Genomic DNA, 20,221 nt, shown 5'->3' with positions numbered 1-20,221 from the left:
TTATGAAAAAAATTACGCTTTTAGTAGCACTTTTATATCTGACACATAGTACTGCACAGCAAAAAAATCCAACAGGATTGGTTGTCACAAAAGCAATGGTGGTTTCTGCACGCGAGGAAGCATCAAAAATTGGAGCCGATATTATGAAAAAAGGCGGAAATGCTTTTGATGCCATGGTAGGAACTGAATTGGCATTGGCAGTTGCTTTTCCGTTTGCTGGAAACATTGGCGGAGGAGGATTTATGGTGTATAGAAAAGCAAACGGCGAAGTCGGATCTTTAGATTATAGAGAAAAAGCGCCTTTAGCCGCTACAAAAGATATGTTTTTGGACAGCGAGGGAAATGTTATAAAAGGCAAAAGTACTGAAACTGCACTTGCAATTGGTGTTCCTGGAACTATTGCTGGCGTTTTTGCTGTTCATAAAAAGTACGGAACAATGCCAATCGCGAAAATTCTTGAGCCCGTAATTGCTTTAGCTGAAAGAGGTGTTGTCGTAACCAAAAAGCAAGAAAAAAGCTTAAACGATTATCATGATAAAATTGTAAAAATAAACGGAGAAAATTCTCCCGCATCAAAAATTTTCAAAGAAAATGACACTATAAAATATCCTGCTCTTGCTAAAACTTTAAAAAGAATTCAGAAAAAAGGAAGAAATGAATTCTACAAAGGTGAAACTGCTAAGATTCTAGTCAACTATCTTAGATCAAAGGGTGGAATTATTACGCTGCAAGATTTAGCCAAATATGAGGCAAAATGGAGAAAACCGCTTCAATTTACTTATAAAGATTTAAAAATCACTTCGATGTCGCCCCCAAGCAGTGGCGGAATCTGTTTAGCTCAAATTCTAAAAATGCTAGAACCTTATGATTTAGCAAAAATGGGACACAATTCAGACGAAGCCATTCAAGTTATTGTTGAGGCAGAACGAAGAGCCTATGCCGATAGAAGTTATTTTTTAGGAGATCCTGATTTTGTAAAAATTCCGTTGAAAGAATTAATGGATGAAAAATATTTACGTGATCGAATGGCAAGTTTCAATCCTGAAAAAGCAACTTTATCTTCTGAAATTAAAGAAGGAAAAGTTAATTATGCAGAAAGTACAGAAACGACCCATTATTCTATTGTAGATCAATTTGGAAATGCGATTGCGGCAACTACAACTTTAAATGACGGTTATGGTTCTAAATATTATTGCGATGAATTAGGTTTCTTTTTAAATAACGAAATGGACGATTTTAGCGCTAAACCAGGTTCTCCAAATATGTTTGGTTTAGTAGGAAATGAAGCCAATAGCATTGCACCGCAAAAACGTATGTTAAGTTCCATGACACCTACAATTGTAGAGAAAAACGGAAAACTATTTATGGTAGTTGGGACTCCGGGCGGATCAACTATTATAACTTCGGTTTTGCAGACAATCTTAAATGTTTACGAATACAATTTGAGCATGCAGGAAGCTGTAAATGCACCGCGTTTTCATCATCAATGGCTGCCAGATTTAATTACTTTCGAACCAAATACTTTTGAAACTAAAACCATCAACAAGCTTAAAGCCAAAAATTATTTAATTAATGAAAAACCAACTCCAATTATTGGAAAAGTAGATGCCATTTTGGTTTTACCTGACAATAAATTAGAAGGCGGAGCCGATTTTAGAGGTGATGACGCTGCTATTGGTTTTTAATAAATCCTTATCTGTTTTTATTTTTTTATCTAAGATTATAGCTTAATTTTGTAAGACCTATAATTTTAAAACCGAATGCTAAAAAAATATTTCAGAAGACTAGAAAGCATCATTGCTTTGGCTCAATCCTTAATGACTCCAAAGCAGTTCCTTTTTCTGTCAAGCGTTTTAATTGGAATATCGTGTTCGTTTGCCGTAATCATTCTTAAAACGTTCGCACACAGCGTTTTTTCTTTTGCTACTTACATTAACGGAATTCTAAAATTGAGTTTCATTAACAGTATACTTCCAATAATTGGTATTTTACTGACGGTTTTTGTAGTTAAAAAAGTCCTTAACGGAAGCATTCAAAAAGGAACTTCACAAATACTTTATGCTGTAGCCAAAAAAGCAAGTATTATTCCGCGAAAGCAAATGTATGCGCAAATTGTTACGAGCTCGTTAACGGTTGGTTTAGGTGGTTCTGCTGGTTTAGAAAGCCCCATCGTAATTACAGGAGCTGCATTTGGTTCCAATTATGCTCAGAATTATAAAATGCAGTATAAAGACCGTACTTTACTAATTGGATGCGGTGTTGCAGCTGGAATTGCGGCAGCTTTTAACGCTCCTATTGCCGGAGTTCTTTTTGCTATCGAAGTATTATTGGTAGATGTCAGTATTGCTGCTTTTACACCCATTATGATTTCTGCAGCAACCGGTGCATTAGTCTCTGCCATTGTTTTAGATGAAAGTATTCTTTTGAGTTTTAAAAAACAAGAAACTTTCGATTATCATAATATTCCGTTTTATGTAATATTAGGCGTTCTTACTGGACTTACAGCCATTTATTATTCTAGAAATTTCCAGAGAGTTGAACATTATTTCAGTAAACAGCAGATCAATCCGTACAAAAAAGCATTAATTGGTTCGTCGCTTTTAGCATTGTTAATTTTTATTTTCCCAACCTTATTTGGTGAAGGTTATGAGAGCATTCGAACTTTGTCTGAAACCGATCCTGGAAAATTACTAGATAATACTTTATTTGCCGATTTTAGAAATAACCAATGGGTTTTACTGCTTTTTGTTGGCGCTACAATGATGGTTAAAGTTTTTGCCTCAGGTTTAACAATAGGAAGCGGCGGAAATGGAGGAAACTTTGCTCCTTCTCTATTCCTAGGATCGTATTTAGGATATTTCTTTTCTAAACTTGTAACATTAATTGGTTTATCCAAACTTCCTATCACCAATTTTACAATGGTAGGAATGGCAGGGATTCTAAGTGGTTTATTTCATGCACCATTAACTGCAATATTCTTAATCGCAGAAATTACAGGTGGTTACGGACTAATGATTCCGCTTATGATTGTTTCTTCAATCAGTTTTGCGATTTCAAAACGTTACGAAAAATATTCGCTTGACGTAAAAGGATTAGCTAAAAAAGGACACGCCTTTACTAGCAATAAAGATTCTAATATTCTATCGACTCTGGACATAGATAGTATTATTCAGTGCGATTATTTAACTGTCCATCCTGAGGAAAATTTGAGCAAATTGGTAGATCTGATTTCTCACTCCAATCAAGTAGTTTTTGCAGTTGTTAACAACGATAAAGATTTAGTCGGTGTTGTTCATTTTAACGATATCCGCGAAATCATTTTTAATTCTTATCGTGTAAAATATACTCATATTAAAGATGTGATGAAAGCACCATTGGCAACAATTTCTTCTCTAGACAGTATGGAAATTGTGATGAAGAAATTTGAAATGTCAAAATCGGCCTTTCTTCCTGTATTGAGAGATGGTAAATATCACGGCTTTATTTCTAAGTCAATTGCGCTTGAAGCTTATCGAACAAAACTTCGTTCGATGACGATTGAATAATTTTTTCAACCTTGTATGATTAATAGATATATTCATACAAAAAATACTATATTTGGTTTACTATTATCATCCCAAAAACGATAAACCAAAAACCAATTTTATAGATGAAAAACTATTTAATCCTTGTTTTCCTAATTGCTGGATTTCAAAATGCTAAATCTCAAGAAACAGCAAAAGTTAATGCTGAAGAATTACTAAAAGAAATCTCAGACGGTGCTTGTAAATGTATAGATTCTATACCTACTCTAGATAGAGTTAAAGATTCTATAACTGCCGATATTCATTCGTGTATTAGCGAAAAAGTTGGCGCCTACCAAATAGGCGAAAAATTAGCCAATCTTGATATGTCTAAAGCAACGACTGATGCTCAAGGAAAAAAGAATATCGATGTTACGATGAATTTTAATCCAGATTCTAAAGATTTTAAAGATTCTTATTATAAAATTGAGCGTTATTTAATGGCCAATTGCAGTTCCTTGAAAAGAAAAATTGCAACAAACGATAAAGTGAATAAAAATTCTGTTTCACAAAATGAAAAAGCTTTAGAAAATTATCAGCGGGGAATTGATGAATCAGAAAAACAAAACTATAAAGGTGCTATTGAATATTATAAAAAAGCTGTAAAAATTGACCCTAATTTCGCCTTTGCTTATGATAATATGGGAATCTGCTACAGAAGATTAGAAAAATACGAAGAAGCAATTGAAGCTTACGAAAAATCCTTAAAAATTGATCCAAACGGATTAATGCCACTACAAAATATCGCTGTTGTATACTCTTATAAAAAAGAATATAATAAAGCTGTAAAAACATACGAAAAACTGGCTGAAATTGAACCAAACAATCCTGAAGTTTATTATGGAATTGGTCAAATGTATGCTCTACATTTAAACAACCAAGAAAAAGGTTTAGACAATATGTGTAAGGCGTACAACATGTATATTGCACAAAAATCTCCTTATAGAACAGATGCCGAAAAAATAATTAGAATGATTTATGCCGAAATGAAGAAAAACGGCAAAGAAGCCGATTTTGAAAAAATATTAGCAGAGAATAATATTAGTTCCAAATAGTTTGAAAAAATTTAAAATTGAAAAACACCGATTCTGATCGGTGTTTTTTGTTACTATTTGTAACATAAAGTTTTGCTATCGAGCACAAAAAGAACAAATCAAAGTGGTAACTTTGCGTTTTGCTCAAAATTATGTTAGAAAAAGACAATACTATTGAAGTTCTTGGTGCAAGAGTTCATAACCTTAAAAATATAGACATTTCTATTCCGCGTGAAAAATTGGTAGTTATTACCGGTTTATCAGGTTCGGGGAAATCTTCTTTGGCATTTGACACTATTTATGCTGAAGGCCAGCGTCGTTATGTTGAAACTTTTTCGGCTTATGCCAGACAATTTTTAGGCGGATTAGAACGTCCTGATGTAGATAAAATTGACGGATTATCGCCAGTTATTGCAATTGAACAAAAAACAACCAGTAAAAGTCCACGTTCAACTGTAGGAACTATAACTGAGATTTATGACTTCTTAAGACTTTTGTATGCTCGTGGTGCAGACGCTTACAGTTATAATACCGGCGAAAAAATGGTTTCTTATTCTGATGAACAAATTAAAGATTTGATTATTCAGGATTATAACGGAAAGCGAATCAATATTCTGGCTCCCGTTATTAAAGCTAGAAAAGGACATTATGCTGAACTTTTTCAACAAATTACCAAACAGGGATTTCTAAAAGTACGTGTAAATGGAGAAGTTCAGGATTTAGTTTCTGGAATGAAATTAGACCGTTATAAAACACACGATATTGAAATTGTTGTTGACAGAATGGTTATTGAAGACAATCCTGATACACAAAAAAGATTATCAGAAAGCATTAATACAGCGATGCATCATGGTGAAGATGTTTTAATGATTTTAGATCAGGATTCGAATGAAGTACGTTATTTCAGTAGAAATTTAATGTGCCCAACAACTGGAATTTCATACCAAAATCCAGAGCCGAATTTATTCTCTTTTAACTCTCCAAAAGGTGCCTGCCCGCATTGCAATGGATTGGGAACTGTGCATGAAATAAACACAAAGAAAATTATTCCAAATCCGAAATTATCGATTAAAAGCGGTGGATTTGCTCCGCTTGGCGAATATAAATCATCTTGGATTTTTAAACAATTGGAAACAATTGGAGAAAAGTTTGGTTTTAAAATAACCGATCCGATTGAGAAAATTCCAGAAGAAGCCATGACCATGATTTTATATGGCGGAAAAGATAAATTTTCTATCAATTCTAAAGATCTTGGTGTAACCAGAGAATATAAAATTGATTTTGAGGGAATTTCTAATTTCATCAAAAACCAATACGACGAAAGTGCTACAACAAGTATAAAACGTTGGGCAAAAGATTTCATGGATGAAATTGACTGTCCTGTTTGCGAAGGCTCTCGTTTGAAAAAAGAAGCACAGTTTTTTAGAGTAAATGGAAAAAATATCACCGAATTGTGTGATATGGATATTTCCGATTTAACAGCTTGGTTTCAAGATTTAAATAGTCATTTGACTGACAAACAGCTTTTAATTGCTTCTGAAGTTGTAAAAGAAATCAAAGACCGTTTGAACTTTTTAATGAATGTTGGTTTGAATTATTTGGCTTTAAGCCGAAGTTCAAAATCGCTTTCTGGTGGAGAAGCGCAACGTATTCGTTTAGCAACACAAATTGGTTCTCAACTAGTTGGAGTTTTATATATTTTGGATGAGCCAAGTATTGGTTTGCACCAAAGAGATAACGAAAAATTAATTAAATCTCTGGAACAATTACGTGATATTGGAAACTCGGTAATTGTGGTTGAACATGACAAAGACATGATCGAAACTGCTGATTATGTGATTGATATTGGTCCAAAAGCTGGAAAATATGGTGGCGAAATTATCAGTATTGGAACCCCTGCAGAAACCTTAAAATCGGATACAATTACCGCTCAATATTTGAATGGTAAAATGAAGTTGGAGATTCCGAAAAAACGTAGAAAAGGAAACGGCAAATTCTTAAAACTGAGTGGCGCAACGGGAAATAACTTAAAAAATGTTTCTATTGAAGTTCCGTTAGGACAGTTAACTTGCGTTACGGGAGTTTCAGGAAGTGGAAAATCAACATTAATTAACGAAACGCTTTACCCAATATTAAATGCCTATTATTTTAACGGTGTCAAAAAACCACAGCCTTATAAAAAAATTGAAGGTTTAGAACATATTGACAAAGTAATCGATATTGACCAAAGTCCGATTGGAAGAACACCTCGCTCAAATCCAGCGACTTATACAGAAGTTTTTACAGAAATTAGAAATCTGTTTACAATGACTTCCGAAAGTATGATTCGTGGTTATAAAGCAGGTCGTTTTAGTTTTAACGTAAAAGGCGGAAGATGCGAAACTTGTGAAGGTTCTGGTGTTAGAACAATCGAAATGAACTTTTTACCTGATGTTTATGTTGAATGCGAAACTTGTCAAGGAAAACGTTTCAACAGAGAAACTTTAGAAATTAGATACAAAGGAAAATCAATTTCGGATGTTTTGGATATGACGGTTGATGAAGCGGTACCTTTCTTTGAAAATATTCCGAAGATTTACAGAAAAATCAAAACAATTCAAGATGTTGGTTTAGGATATATCACACTTGGTCAGCAAAGCACAACGCTTTCTGGTGGTGAAGCACAGCGTATTAAACTAGCGGGAGAATTATCTAAAAAAGATACTGGAAATACTTTTTATATACTAGACGAACCAACAACAGGATTGCATTTTGAAGACATTCGCGTTTTGATGGAAGTAATTAACAAATTGGTTGATAAAGGAAATACAATTCTGGTAATTGAACATAATATGGACGTCATCAAACTTGCCGATTATATTATTGATATTGGCCCAGAAGGCGGTAAAGGCGGCGGGCAATTAATCGCAAAAGGAACTCCTGAGCAAGTAGCCGAAAATAAAAAAAGTTATACGGCTAAGTTTTTGAAAAAAGAACTAAATTAGTATCTAATTTTTTATAAATATTATTTTATGAACAGTTTAAGTTTGAAAGTAGATTTAGATTTTAAAGAATTGATGAAAGTTGTAAAACAATTATCACCTGCCGAAAAATTGAAACTAAATGAAGAGATTTGGAAAGATGATAATATTGAAATTCCTGAGGAACATCAAAAAATAGTTTTAAATAGAATTGAAAAAAGCAAAAATTCTCCTGAAAGAATGCTTGATTGGGATGATGTTTCTGATTTACCAATTCAATAGTTGTTTGGATGTACAATATCAAAATAGATCAGGACGCTTTAAATGATCTGACACAAATAGTTAAATGGTATAATTACCAATTAGAAAATTTAGGACTTCGTTTTCATAAACAGGTAAAAACTCAAATTAATTCATTAAAAAATCATCCGCATATTTGCAATATTCGTTATGAAAATATCCGTTGCATGATTGTCAAAAAATTTCCATTTATGATTCATTATTCAGTTAATGAAGAATTAAATTTGGTAGAAATTTTCTCAATCTTTCATACAAGTAGAACTCCTGAAATTTGGAACTCAAGGACTAAAAGATAACGAACATTTTATTAAAAATTCAAAAACATAATCATCTGATAATGAACCAAACTCAAACTATGTTCATTTATCCAAACATTACTTTTAGATTATAATTCCCCTTTTCTGTAACAATTCTAGAAAAAAGTGTTAATTTAGTGTCCGCTTTTTCTGAAAAATTCAAAGTTTTAAAAGAGAAATCTTTCAATTAAACCAATTGTTTATTTGAAACCAACTGCCCTAGCCCTGATGGGAGCGGCATCTCCCGATTTAGAAAAACAAGGCTTTTTAGCCGTAGTTTTTGTTTATCGGGAATATAGCGGACAGCAGGAAATAGCTCCAAATCCTTCGACTACGCTCAGGATGACAATTACAGGGACAAAAACATAAATAAAATAATAAATTAAAATACCTAAAATGAGATTAGAAGATTTTGATAATGATGAAGATAAAGTAATTCAGGACCGTTTGAAACAAAAAACGTGGAATGAAATTAGAACCAATGACAGCTGGGCAATTTTTAAAATTATGTCTGAGTTTGTAAACGGTTACGAAGCAATGGGACGTATTGGTCCGTGTGTTTCTATTTTTGGTTCTGCAAGAACAAAACCTGAAGACAAATATTATCAATTGGCTGAAAAAATTGCTTATAAAATCAGTAAAGCAGGTTACGGAGTGATTACAGGAGGTGGTCCCGGAATTATGGAAGCTGGAAATAAAGGCGCGCATTTAGGAGGCGGAACTTCGGTTGGTTTAAATATCGAATTGCCTTTTGAACAGCATTTTAACCCTTATATTGATCACGATAAAAACCTGAATTTCGATTATTTCTTTGTGAGAAAAGTAATGTTCGTAAAATATTCGCAAGGTTTTGTGGTAATGCCAGGTGGTTTTGGAACTTTGGACGAAATGTTTGAAGCAATAACTTTGATTCAAACTAAGAAAATTGGAAAATTTCCAATTATCCTAGTTGGAGTTGAATTCTGGTCTGGTCTGATCGAATGGGTTAAAACAGTTTTGGTAGAAAAAATGCACACTGTTAGTCCAGAAGATTTGAACTTATTTAAAATTGTAGACACCGAAGATGAAGTTGTAGACGTTTTGGATAAATTCTATAAAAAATACGATTTAAGTCCGAATTTCTAATTTTTAAAACATGTAAGTGATATAAATTCATTTAAAATGATCGCTTTATGCCCTGCGCTTAAATACACTTATATCACTTATATGGTTAAATTATATTGCAAATACGCAAAAATTGAAAGCTGTTTTTTTAAACAGCTTTTTTTATCTTATTTTTACAAAAATCCGAAGTCACAATATGTTCGTAACTTAAGTATATCTGATTATTTTTAAGCCCGTATTTGAAAGCACTTTATAAAATTATTTACGCCATTTTAGTTTTATTCTTCTCAATAAAACTTTCAGCACAACATCAATCTAAGATGGAAGTGGCGGTAAATCTTGAGCTTAAAACTCTGAATATAAAACAGGATCTTACTTTCTACAATACTTCAAATGATTCTCTCGATTCAATTGTTCTTAATGATTGGAATAATGCGTTTGTGGACAAAAACACACCTTTAGCAAGACGTTTTTCAGATGAATTCTATAGAGGATTTCATTTAGCAAAAGCTGCAGACAGAGGAAAAACTACCATCTTAAGTCTTACAGATGACAATGCTACCGCTTTGGAATGGGAAAGAACAGAGAAAAATCCAGATTTTATCATTGTTCGGTTGAACCGAAAAATTGCTCCAAACGAAAAAGTCGATTTGCATCTTACGTATATCGCTAAAATTCCAAACGATAAATTTACTCATTTCGGTTTTGATCAAAATGGCGGAATGGCCTTAAAGAATTGGTTTGTAAGTCCTGCGCGTTATGAAAATCATGATTTTATTAAATACAACAATTTCAATTTAGATGATATTGCAAATGCAGTAACCGATTATGAAGTTGCTATTAAAATTCCAAATCAATATTTTATTGCGACAGATTTAAATTCGATTTCTAAAGATGTAAGTAATCCCGATTATACTGTCTATTCATTTTCAGGCAAAAATCGCTCAGATTTTAGTCTTTACATTCAAAGACAAAATAGCTTTAGAACTTACGATAATGGTCTAATTGAAGTTTCAACAGATTTAAAAAGTAAAAAAATAAACGAAATTCAAAAGGCTGTTATTGTCGATAGGGTTGTTTCGTTTATGGAAGGTTTTATTGGCGAATATCCTAATGATAAAATCACGGTTTCACAGGCGGATTATGAACGAAATCCATTTTACGGATTGAATCAACTGCCTTCCTTTATTAGTCCGTTTTCAGATGATTTTATATTTGAAATTCAGTTTTTAAAAACGTTTTTAAATAATTATCTAAAGAATAGTCTCCGATTGGACCCAAGAAAAGACAACTGGGTTTATGATGCAATCCAGATTTATGCCATGATGCAATATATGGAAGAACATCACCAAGATCAAAAAATGCTTGGAAGACTTTCTAACATGAAATTATTCAGTAGCTATAATATCACTAATCTGACTTTTAATGAGCAGTATAGCTATTATTATATGTTAATGGCACGTAAAAATCTAGATCAGCCATTGGGAGATCCTAAAAATACGCTGATTAAATTTAACGAACAGATTGCGAGCAAATACCGAGCGGGTTTAAGTTTGAGTTATTTAGATGATTATCTGAATCACAACATTGTTCCAGAAAGTATAAAAGAGTTTTATAACCTCAACAAAATTGCACAATCTAATCGATATGACTTTGAAAAAATTCTAACTAAAAAAAGTCAAAAAGATATCGATTGGTTTTTTAAAACAGTCATAGATTCGAGAGATATAATTGATTATAAATTTAATCATGTTTCTAGATCTGCAGATAGTGTGTCGTTTTCAATCAAAAATAAAACTGGTAACTACGCACCTATTCCGGTATACGGAACTAAAAAAAATCAGGTTGTATTTAAAGAATGGATAGAACCAAAAAATAAAGATTCGGTTTATGAATTCGCAAGAAAAAACGCCGACAAAATTGTCATAAATTTGGATAATGAAGTTCCAGAATACAATCAAAGAAATAACTGGAAATCTTTGAAACATCTTACTTTGAATCGTCCAATTAAATTTAATTTTGCTAAAGATTTAGAAGATCCAAATTACAATCAGATTTTGTATATACCAACTATCTATTATAATTATTATGATGGACTAACTCCAGGAATACGATTTCATAATAAAACCATTTTAGACAAACCATTTAATTTTGATATTAATCCTGCTTTTTCTTCTAAAACAGGAAGTCTATCGGGATCATCAGCATTTTCTTGGAATCAGTATTACCGAAACAGCACTTTGTTTAATGTGCGTTATTCTTTAAGTCAAAACTACTTTCACTATGCTCCAGATGCAACTTATTTAAGATTGAATCCGATGGTGCAATTCCGCATTCGCGAAAAAGATTTTAGAGACAACAGAAAACAGCTTATAATGGCGCGTCAGATAATTGTAAATCGTGAAGCGAGCGATTACATAACAGATAATTCAAAACCAAATTATTCTATTTTTAATGCTCGATATTCCAATACAAAAACAGAATTGATTAATCATTTTAGTTTTATGACCGATGTGCAATTTGCTGGAGATTTTGGAAAAGTATCTGGGGAAATAGAATACAGAAGATTATTTCAGAATAACAAAAAACTAAATTTGAGATTGTTTGCAGGAACTTTCATGTATAATACAACAAACTCAGATTATTTTAGTTTTGGATTAGACCGTCCTACAGATTATTTATTTGATTATAATCTCTTCGGAAGATCCGAAAGCACTGGTTTTTTTAGCCAACAGTATGTCATTGCAGAAGGCGGTTTTAAATCGCAATTGCAGCCCTCTTACGCAAATCAATGGATGACAACTTTGAATGCAAGCTACGCTGTTTGGAACTGGGTAGAGCTTTACGGTGATATTGGTTTTATGAAAAATAAACATCAAAGTGAGTTTTTTGCTTACGATACTGGAGTACGTTTAAACTTGGTTCCTGACTACTTTGAACTTTATTTTCCTGTTTATTCTAATAATGGATGGGAAATAACGCAAACGAAATACAATGAAAAAATACGATTTATAATCACTTTCTCACCAAAAACATTAGTTACTCTTTTTACCCGAAAATGGTTTTAATCAAATAAAAATTAAACAAAAACTTGCGAAATTATCAACAAAATAAAATTTTACATGAAAATAACATAAATAAAATACGTAGTTTTTTGATTTTGAATACAAATAATTAAATTATATTTAGTTCAAAGAATTATGATTATTGATTGTTTTTAAGTAATTTCGCGACATAATAACATGACCCTACAAGATTATGATAAAAGAAAAAAACAATACTACACTGACATTTGAAGATTTCAAAACTGAGGTATTGAATGACTATAGAATAGCTGTAACCAGCCGTGAATGTAGTCTTTTAGGTCGAAAAGAAGTATTAACAGGAAAAGCTAAATTTGGAATTTTTGGTGACGGAAAAGAAGTTCCGCAATTGGCAATGGCCAAAGCTTTTAAAAATGGGGATTTCCGTTCTGGATACTATCGCGATCAAACTTTTATGATGGCTATTGGCGAGTTAAATGCAAAACAATTTTTTGCAGGTTTATATGGTCATACCGATTTAGCTTTCGATCCGATGTCTGCGGGAAGACAAATGGGCGGACACTTTGTAACCCACAGTTTAAATGAAGACGGTTCTTGGAAAGACTTAACAAAACAAAAAAATTCAAGTTCAGATATATCTCCAACTGCAGGACAAATGCCAAGATTATTGGGATTAGCTCAAGCTTCTAAAATTTATAGAAACGTTGACGGAATTACAATCAAAGATAAATTTTCTGTTGATGGAAATGAAGTAGCTTGGGGAACAATTGGTAACGCAAGTACTTCTGAAGGTTTGTTTTTTGAAACTATAAACGCTGCAGGAGTTTTACAAGTGCCAATGGTTATGAGTGTTTGGGATGATGAGTACGGAATTTCTGTTCACGCTAAACATCAGACTACTAAAGAAAATATTTCTGAAATTTTAAAAGGATATCAACGTGACGAAGATGCTAAAGGTTATGAAATCTTTAGAGTAAAAGGCTGGGATTATGCCGAATTGGTTTCGACTTACGAAAGAGCCGGAGCAATTGCACGTACAGAACACATACCCGTTTTAATTCACGTAAACGAATTAACACAACCTCAAGGCCACTCTACTTCTGGTTCTCACGAACGTTACAAAAGTGCAGAAAGACTGGCTTGGGAAAAAGATTTCGATTGTATTCGTCAAATGCGTCTATGGATGATTGCAATTAATATTGCTTCTCCAGAAGAATTAGCAGAACTAGATTTTCAATTAAAGAAAGAAGTTTTAGAAGCTAAAAAAGAGGCTTGGAATTCATTCATCAATCCAATTATTGAGGAGCAAAAAAATCTTCTAGCTTTATTAGAACAAATTGCTGAAGCAAGTATCAATCATAAAGATAGAATCAAAAAATTAATTACTGAATTAGCATCGATTAAAGCGCCTTTAAAAAAGGAATTATTAGTTTATGCTAGAAAGATTCTTCGTTTTATTGAAGTTCCAAACAGTAAAGTTCTTTTATCAAACTGGATTACAAAATTCTTAGCAGACACTCAGGAAAAGTTTAGCAGTAATCTTCATTCTGAATCTGTTCAAAACATTTTTTCTGTAGAAAAAGTACTTCCTAAATATGCTGAAAACGCAAAACCAGATTTAGACGGAAGAATGATTCTTAGAGATAATTTTGATGCTTTGTTTGCAAAATATCCAGAAACTTTAATTTTCGGTGAAGATGTTGGAAACATTGGAGACGTAAATCAAGGTTTGGAAGGTATGCAGGAAAAATATGGTGAACTTCGTGTTGCCGATGTCGGAATTCGTGAAGCGACTATTATTGGTCAAGGAATCGGAATGGCATTGAGAGGTTTACGCCCAATTGCCGAGATTCAGTATTTAGATTATTTATTGTACGCAATTCAGATCATGAGTGATGATTTAGCGACATTACAATATAGAACGGTTGGAAAACAAAAAGCACCATTAATCATTAGAACCCGCGGACACCGTTTAGAAGGTATCTGGCATTCTGGTTCTCCAATGGGAATGATTATCAATGCAATTCGCGGAATTCACGTTTTGGTTCCTAGAGATATGACACAAGCAGCCGGTTTTTATAACACTTTGTTAGAATGTGATGAACCTGCTTTAGTTATCGAATGTTTGAACGGATACCGTTTAAAAGAAAAAACTCCTTTGAATTTTGGTGAATTCAAAACACCAATTGGAGTTGTTGAAACCTTAAAAGAAGGAAAAGATATTACATTGGTTTCTTACGGATCTACTTTGAGATTGGTTCAGCAGGCAGCAAATGAATTATTAGATTTAGGAATTGATTGTGAAGTTATTGACATTCAATCTTTACTTCCGTTTGACATTAATAAAGATATTGTAAAAAGTATTGCCAAAACCAACCGTCTTTTAGTAATCGACGAAGATGTTCCAGGCGGGGCTTCTGCTTTCATTTTACAGCAAATTTTAGAAGAACAAGACGCTTATAAATATTTAGACAGCAAACCGCAGACTTTGGCAGCAAAAGCACACAGACCTGCCTACGGAACTGATGGTGACTATTTCTCTAAACCTTCAGCAGAAGATATTTACGAGAAAGTGTACGATATAATGCATGAAGTTAACCCTTCTAAGTATCCGGCTTTATATCAGTAATTTATATCTTATAGATAAAGAAAAACGCTCCAAGAATTTGGAGCGTTTTTTGTTTTTACCCAAAGTAACCAATCAGTTTTGTCATTTCGACGAAGGAGAAATCTCCGCGAGAAACTCCGCAATGCCAATCAATCTTTGTCGAGCTATTTACGGAGATTTATCCTTCGTCGAAATGACAAGATTATGGATAATAATTATTCAATTAACAATTAACAATTAACAATTAACAATTAATTAAATATCCTTCAACATTGCTCTAGCTCTTTCCAAATCTTCAGCCGTATCGATTCCAATTCCGACATGCGTTGTTTCGACCATTTTAATGCGTTTTCCGAACTCTAAATAACGTAACTGCTCCAGTTTCTCAGAAGCTTCTAATGTCTTCATAGGAAGGCTGTGAAAATCTAATAAGGCTTGTTTTCTAAAAGCGTAAATTCCGATGTGCTGAAAATATCTTACACCGACGTTTTTTTCTCTTGGATACGGAATTACAGAACGAGAAAAATACAACGCAAACTGTGATTGATCTACCACCACTTTTACATGATTCGGATTATTGATTTCTTCTTCATCTGTAATTTCACGCATTAACGAAGCTAAATCAATTTTTTTATCTGCATCATTTTTAAAAACAGATAAAACATCCGCTAAAGGTCCTGCTTCTGTAAAAGGTTCATCTCCTTGCACATTTACTACAATATCAACATCTAGGTCTGCAATTGCCTCGGCGATTCGGTCGCTTCCAGATTCATGTTCTTTGATGCTCATAATGGCTTTTCCTCCATTAGAAACGATTTCATCAAAAATCAAATCTGAATCGGTTACTACAAAAACATCGTCAAATAAATTTGTAGATACTGCCGCTTCGTAAGTTCTTAAAATTACTGTTTTTCCTCCTAGATCCTGCATTAGCTTTGCAGGAAAACGTGTTGATGCGTATCGCGCTGGAATTACCGCTATTATTTTCATTCTTTATGTCATTGCGAGGAACGAAGCAATCTCATCCTCATTATTAATTTATTCTTTTGTGAATCTCCGTGAAAGCTATAACGCAAAGATGCACAAAGATTTCGCAGAGATTCGCAAAGTTTTTACATTATTTTTACCGAAGTCATACTCAAAGAACCCGCTAATAATTTATCATTAAAAAGTTCAATTTCATCCGTTTTATCTTTTAAGCCTAAAGTATATAATAACGGAAGATAATGTTCTGGCGTTGGAACCGCCAATTGAATCGCTTTGTTCAATTTTTCAAAATCAATCAAAGGCTGGAAATTTCCATCTAACAAATAATTATTTACCGTTTCACGTGCTTCAATTGCCCAATCGTAACCGTAATTATCTTTGTCAAAATTTCTAAAATCAACCATTCTAAGATTATGAACAATATTACCGCTCCCGATAATTAAAACACCTTTATAACGAAGTGCCTGAAGTTTCTGAGCCAATTCAAAATGGTATTGTCCCGATTTTGTATAATCGATGCTCAGTTGAATTACAGGAACATCTGCATTTGGATATAAATGTTTAATGACACTCCAAGCACCATGATCTAATCCCCAATGCTCATCTAATTCGACCATTACAGGATCTAAAATTTTCTGAGTTTCTAGAGCTAATTCAGGACTTCCTTTTGCTGGATATTGCACATCAAAAAGTGCTTGCGGAAAACCTCCAAAATCATGAATCGTTCTTGGCATTTCCATCGAAGTGACTTTTGTTCCTTTTGTAAACCAATGTGCAGATACACACAAAATAGCGTTTGGCTGTGGCAAGGTTTTAGCCAAAGTACGAAAACCAGCTACAAACTGATTTTCTTCAATGGCATTCATAGGACTGCCGTGTCCTAAAAAAAGAACTGGCATTTTATCAGTATTCGAAAACATTGACGAAATCGAATGTAAATCGTTTAGTGTTGTCATTGTAAAAATATTTAAACACGGATTACACAGATTCGCACTAATCTAAATCAAAAAAATTCGTGCTAATTCGTGAAATTAGTGTTTTATTCCTCAAAACTCTCGTCTTTAAATCCTATCAAATATAACTTATTTTTTGCACGTGTCATTGCGGTATAAAGCCATCTTATGTAATCGCGGTCAATTCCGTTTGGCAGGTACGGCTGTTCGATAAAAACAGTATTCCACTGCCCTCCCTGAGATTTATGACACGTAATCGCATAAGAAAATTTAACCTGTAGTCCGTTAAAATATTCGTTCTCTTTTACCTTTTGGAATCTCTTATATTTAGTTGGTTCGTCTTCATAGTCCTTCATTACTTCTTCGTATAAACGATTCGATTCTTCATAAGTCAAAGAAGGTGATTCGCTTTTTAAAGTATCTAAAATTAAAACTGTTTCAAAAGGTTTTTGTTCTGGATAATCAACCATTCTGATCTTTACTTTTGCAAAAGTATAACCGTACAATTCTTTGATTCCAAAAAGTTCTAGAACTTCAATAATGTCACCGTTGGCAATAAATCCTGCTTCGTCGGTTTCTTTTAGCCAGAAATAATTGTTTTTTACAACCATTAAGAAATCACCAACCGAAAGTTCGCTTTCTTTAAATAATATACGGCTACGAATCTGTTCGTTGTATTGGTTTGCTCTTTTATTAGAACGTACAATAAAAGCGGTATCTTCAATACTATAATTGCTGTAAGCCATATTTATAGCATCCTGGATATCATAACCATCGGTTAATCTGACAATATCTTTGAATTTTTTTACATTGAATTTAAATTCAGTAATAAAACTCTCTTTTAGCAATTCTCTTAATTCTGTGGCATTGTACAAAATACCTGAATTTTCTTCTTGACGCATTACTTCGTCAAGTTCAATATGTTCAATTTCTTTATTGTAATGAATGCCTAAAGTCTGAATATCTAATGCTGGACTTATATCTAAATTTACTGGAGGAAGCTGCGCTGTATCTCCTAAAAGAATCATTTTACAATTGTTTCCAGAATATACATAATTAATTAAATCGTCTAGAAGTGAATCACTATCCAGCGTACTATCTGAAATCATAGATGCCTCGTCTACAATGAAAATGGTATTTTTATGTTTGTTGACTTGTTTCGTAAAAGCTACTCCTCCACCAGAAGATTTTTTTGGAAAATAGATTTTTTTATGAATGGTAAATGCTGGATTATTAGAATAATTAGCAATTACTTTTGCCGCGCGTCCTGTTGGTGCCAGCAAAACATACTTTTTATTGATATCACCCAAATTATTTACGATAGTAGAGATAACAGTTGTTTTTCCTGTTCCTGCGTATCCTTTCAGAACGAAAATCGTATCATTTTGAGGTTCCGTTAAAAAAATCGCAATTTTTTGAAAAAAAATATCCTGTTTGTAAGTTGGTGCAAAAGGAAATCGTTTTTGTAAAATACCGTAAAACAGTGCAGAATTCATAAAATAGTATTGAAATACAAAGGTCGCTTTTTTTAATGGCAATGGCAATATCAAATTCAGTGGCAATTACAATATCAAATTCAAACTCAAATTCAAACTCAAATTCAAATTCAATAACAATATCAATTGCTCGCTAAATGATAATATTTGGGATAATGAAATATTCAGAAAACAATCAAATGTCAACTGATAAAATCACAACTTATTAAAATTCAAATAAATATACTTTTTCTTAACCTTACTTTAAAGTTAAATCCAAATTGTTTTTTGAAATTGCAATTATAATTGTTCCTTTTTAATTTGTAAGTTTGTGGTCGCTTAAATTCTTTCTTGATTTAAAACAGGTAACGAATTGTAAATCAACTATGTCATTACAAAACACTAACATTACTTCTAAAAATTACAAAAAACTTTCTATTCAGGTTTCTCTAACGGGATTCTCATATTGCTGTTTTGATACTTTAAATAATGTCATTACTTCGTTTAAAGAAATTCAATTTGACACCTCAAACAAATCAACAAAAATTGAAGATTTGTTTGCTAATGCTTTTAAGAATAATCCTGAATTAAAAGGAATTTATGATGAAATAATGGTTATTCACACCAACAATCTTTCGACTTTTGTACCTTCAGCTTTGTTCGATGAGAATTACTTAGGAAGCTATCTGCAATATACCACAAAGGTTTTCGAAACAGATTTTTTTACTTTTGATGAAATATCAAATTATCAGATGAATTCAGTTTATATTCCGTATGTGAACATCAATAATTTTTTAATTGATAATGTTGGTTCTTTTGACTACAAACATGCAAACAGCATTTTGGTTGAAAAAATATTAGACCATTCTCGCAATGATGATGATAAAAAAATGGTTGTGAATTTTAATCCTGGTAATTTCGAAATTATCGTGGTTCAGAATCAGAAGTTATTGTTATTTAACTCGTTTGAATATAACACTCCAGAAGATTTTATCTACTATATTTTATTTACAGCGGAGCAATTAAGCATGAATCCGGAGAGTTTCAAACTAGAATTATTAGGAACTATTAAGGAAAATGATCCATTTTATGCTATTGCATACAAATATGTTCGTCATATTTCTTTTATGGATGTAACGAAATTACAAGAGAAAAATAGCTTTTCAATAGCTGAAAATCAAAAACATTATATTTTATTTCAATCATGAGAATCATTTCAGGAAAATACAAAGGACGCAGAATTTTTCCGCCGAAAAATCTACCTGTAAGACCCACAACTGATATGAGCAAAGAAGCATTATTCAATGTTTTGAACAATCATTTTAGTTTTGACAGCTTAAAGGTTTTAGATCTTTTTTCAGGAACTGGCAATATTAGTTACGAATTTGCTTCACGCGGAAGCGCACCAATTACCTCTGTCGACGGTGATTTTGGATGCGTTAAATTTATCAAACAAGTTTCGTCAGAATATGATTTTGATATTGCGGCAACTAAAAGCGATGTTTTCAAATTCTTAGAAAACTCGAAAACAACTTACGACATTATTTTCGCCGATCCTCCTTATGGATTGGATCAGGCAACTTTTGAAAAAATTGTTCTGACCGTTTTTGAAAGAGATTTACTTGAAGATGACGGAATGATGATTATCGAACATTCTAAATATACTAAATTAGATCATATGAGTAATTTTTCGTTTCAGAAAAGTTATGGCGGTTCTTTTTTTAGTTTCTTCGAACTAAATTCAACCGACGACGATGAAGAATTACCACACGATAGTTCTAAAAAAGAATCTGAAGAAGACGAAGGTTAATTTAATTCCATTTTATAATAGTAAAAATCCAAATTCCATTTTAACAGTTAGAATTTGGATTTTTTATTTTTTTGAAATTTCATTTCT

The 20,221-nt window shown here is 32.7% G+C and carries 15 protein-coding genes; 12 read left to right on the top strand and 3 right to left on the bottom strand.

Going from position 1 to position 20,221, the window contains the following annotated elements; genetic code table 11:
• The first annotated feature begins 2 nt into the window (after nucleotides 1-2).
• The 10 genes from ggt (at nucleotide 3) to LL966_RS03570 (ending at nucleotide 14,930) form a co-directional block, all read left to right on the top strand.
• Entirely contained in the window at nucleotides 3-1,685 is a 1,683-nt protein-coding gene (ggt, locus tag LL966_RS03610) for a gamma-glutamyltransferase (RefSeq protein ID WP_229350274.1), read from the top strand.
• Nucleotides 1,686-1,760: 75 nt separating this feature from the next.
• Nucleotides 1,761-3,545 carry a chloride channel protein gene (locus LL966_RS03605; protein ID WP_229350272.1) on the top strand — a complete coding sequence of 595 codons (1,785 nt, stop codon included), beginning with the start codon at nucleotides 1,761-1,763 and terminating at the stop codon, nucleotides 3,543-3,545.
• Between the two features lie 104 nt (nucleotides 3,546-3,649).
• Nucleotides 3,650-4,618, top strand: coding sequence for a tetratricopeptide repeat protein (locus tag LL966_RS03600; protein WP_229350270.1), 969 nt, complete (start codon nucleotides 3,650-3,652; stop codon nucleotides 4,616-4,618).
• Nucleotides 4,619-4,749: 131 nt separating this feature from the next.
• Nucleotides 4,750-7,581, top strand: a complete 2,832-nt coding sequence (gene uvrA, locus LL966_RS03595; RefSeq protein WP_229350268.1) for an excinuclease ABC subunit UvrA — start codon at nucleotides 4,750-4,752, stop codon at nucleotides 7,579-7,581.
• A gap of 27 nt (nucleotides 7,582-7,608) precedes the next feature.
• Nucleotides 7,609-7,839 (top strand): addiction module protein, encoded by a 231-nt coding sequence (locus LL966_RS03590; RefSeq protein ID WP_229350266.1) that lies wholly within the window; start codon nucleotides 7,609-7,611, stop codon nucleotides 7,837-7,839.
• A gap of 8 nt (nucleotides 7,840-7,847) precedes the next feature.
• Nucleotides 7,848-8,153, top strand: coding sequence for a type II toxin-antitoxin system RelE/ParE family toxin (locus LL966_RS22825; RefSeq protein WP_344757935.1), 306 nt, complete (start codon nucleotides 7,848-7,850; stop codon nucleotides 8,151-8,153).
• Between the two features lie 204 nt (nucleotides 8,154-8,357).
• Nucleotides 8,358-8,522, top strand: coding sequence for a hypothetical protein (locus LL966_RS03585; protein WP_229350265.1), 165 nt, complete (start codon nucleotides 8,358-8,360; stop codon nucleotides 8,520-8,522).
• A gap of 27 nt (nucleotides 8,523-8,549) precedes the next feature.
• The gene (locus LL966_RS03580) at nucleotides 8,550-9,278 is read left to right on the top strand and encodes an LOG family protein (RefSeq protein ID WP_229350263.1); all 729 of its coding nucleotides are present in this window, start codon (nucleotides 8,550-8,552) and stop codon (nucleotides 9,276-9,278) included.
• A 299-nt stretch (nucleotides 9,279-9,577) separates the two neighbouring features.
• Nucleotides 9,578-12,325 carry a gluzincin family metallopeptidase gene (locus LL966_RS03575; protein WP_229350887.1) on the top strand — a complete coding sequence of 916 codons (2,748 nt, stop codon included), beginning with the start codon at nucleotides 9,578-9,580 and terminating at the stop codon, nucleotides 12,323-12,325.
• Between the two features lie 190 nt (nucleotides 12,326-12,515).
• Nucleotides 12,516-14,930, top strand: a complete 2,415-nt coding sequence (locus LL966_RS03570) for an alpha-ketoacid dehydrogenase subunit alpha/beta (RefSeq protein WP_229350262.1) — start codon at nucleotides 12,516-12,518, stop codon at nucleotides 14,928-14,930.
• 234 nt (nucleotides 14,931-15,164) lie between these two features.
• Here LL966_RS03570 and kdsB read toward each other — a convergent pair whose 3' ends face one another.
• From kdsB to LL966_RS03555, 3 genes are all read right to left on the bottom strand, one after another.
• Nucleotides 15,165-15,899, bottom strand: a complete 735-nt coding sequence (kdsB, locus tag LL966_RS03565; protein WP_229350260.1) for a 3-deoxy-manno-octulosonate cytidylyltransferase — start codon at nucleotides 15,897-15,899, stop codon at nucleotides 15,165-15,167.
• A gap of 122 nt (nucleotides 15,900-16,021) precedes the next feature.
• Nucleotides 16,022-16,852, bottom strand: coding sequence for a 4,5-DOPA-extradiol-dioxygenase (ygiD, locus tag LL966_RS03560; RefSeq protein WP_229350258.1), 831 nt, complete (start codon nucleotides 16,850-16,852; stop codon nucleotides 16,022-16,024).
• Nucleotides 16,853-16,935: 83 nt separating this feature from the next.
• On the bottom strand, nucleotides 16,936-18,345 hold the full coding sequence (locus LL966_RS03555; RefSeq protein ID WP_229350256.1) for an ATP-dependent DNA helicase: 1,410 nt from the start codon (nucleotides 18,343-18,345) through the stop codon (nucleotides 16,936-16,938).
• Between the two features lie 365 nt (nucleotides 18,346-18,710).
• Between LL966_RS03555 and LL966_RS03550 the strand changes: the two genes are divergently transcribed.
• Both LL966_RS03550 and LL966_RS03545 read left to right on the top strand, forming a co-directional pair.
• Entirely contained in the window at nucleotides 18,711-19,532 is an 822-nt protein-coding gene (locus LL966_RS03550) for a DUF3822 family protein (protein WP_229350254.1), read from the top strand.
• Complete coding sequence (locus tag LL966_RS03545) at nucleotides 19,529-20,134, top strand: RsmD family RNA methyltransferase (protein WP_229350252.1); 606 nt, start codon at nucleotides 19,529-19,531, stop codon at nucleotides 20,132-20,134. Before LL966_RS03550 ends, LL966_RS03545 begins: the two co-directional genes overlap by 4 nt.
• Nucleotides 20,135-20,221: the final 87 nt, after the last annotated feature.

The sequence above is a fragment of the Flavobacterium chungbukense genome, assembly GCF_020805785.1.
GTDB classification, from domain to species: domain Bacteria; phylum Bacteroidota; class Bacteroidia; order Flavobacteriales; family Flavobacteriaceae; genus Flavobacterium; species Flavobacterium chungbukense.
This window is presented reverse-complemented; position numbering and strand designations above follow the sequence as displayed.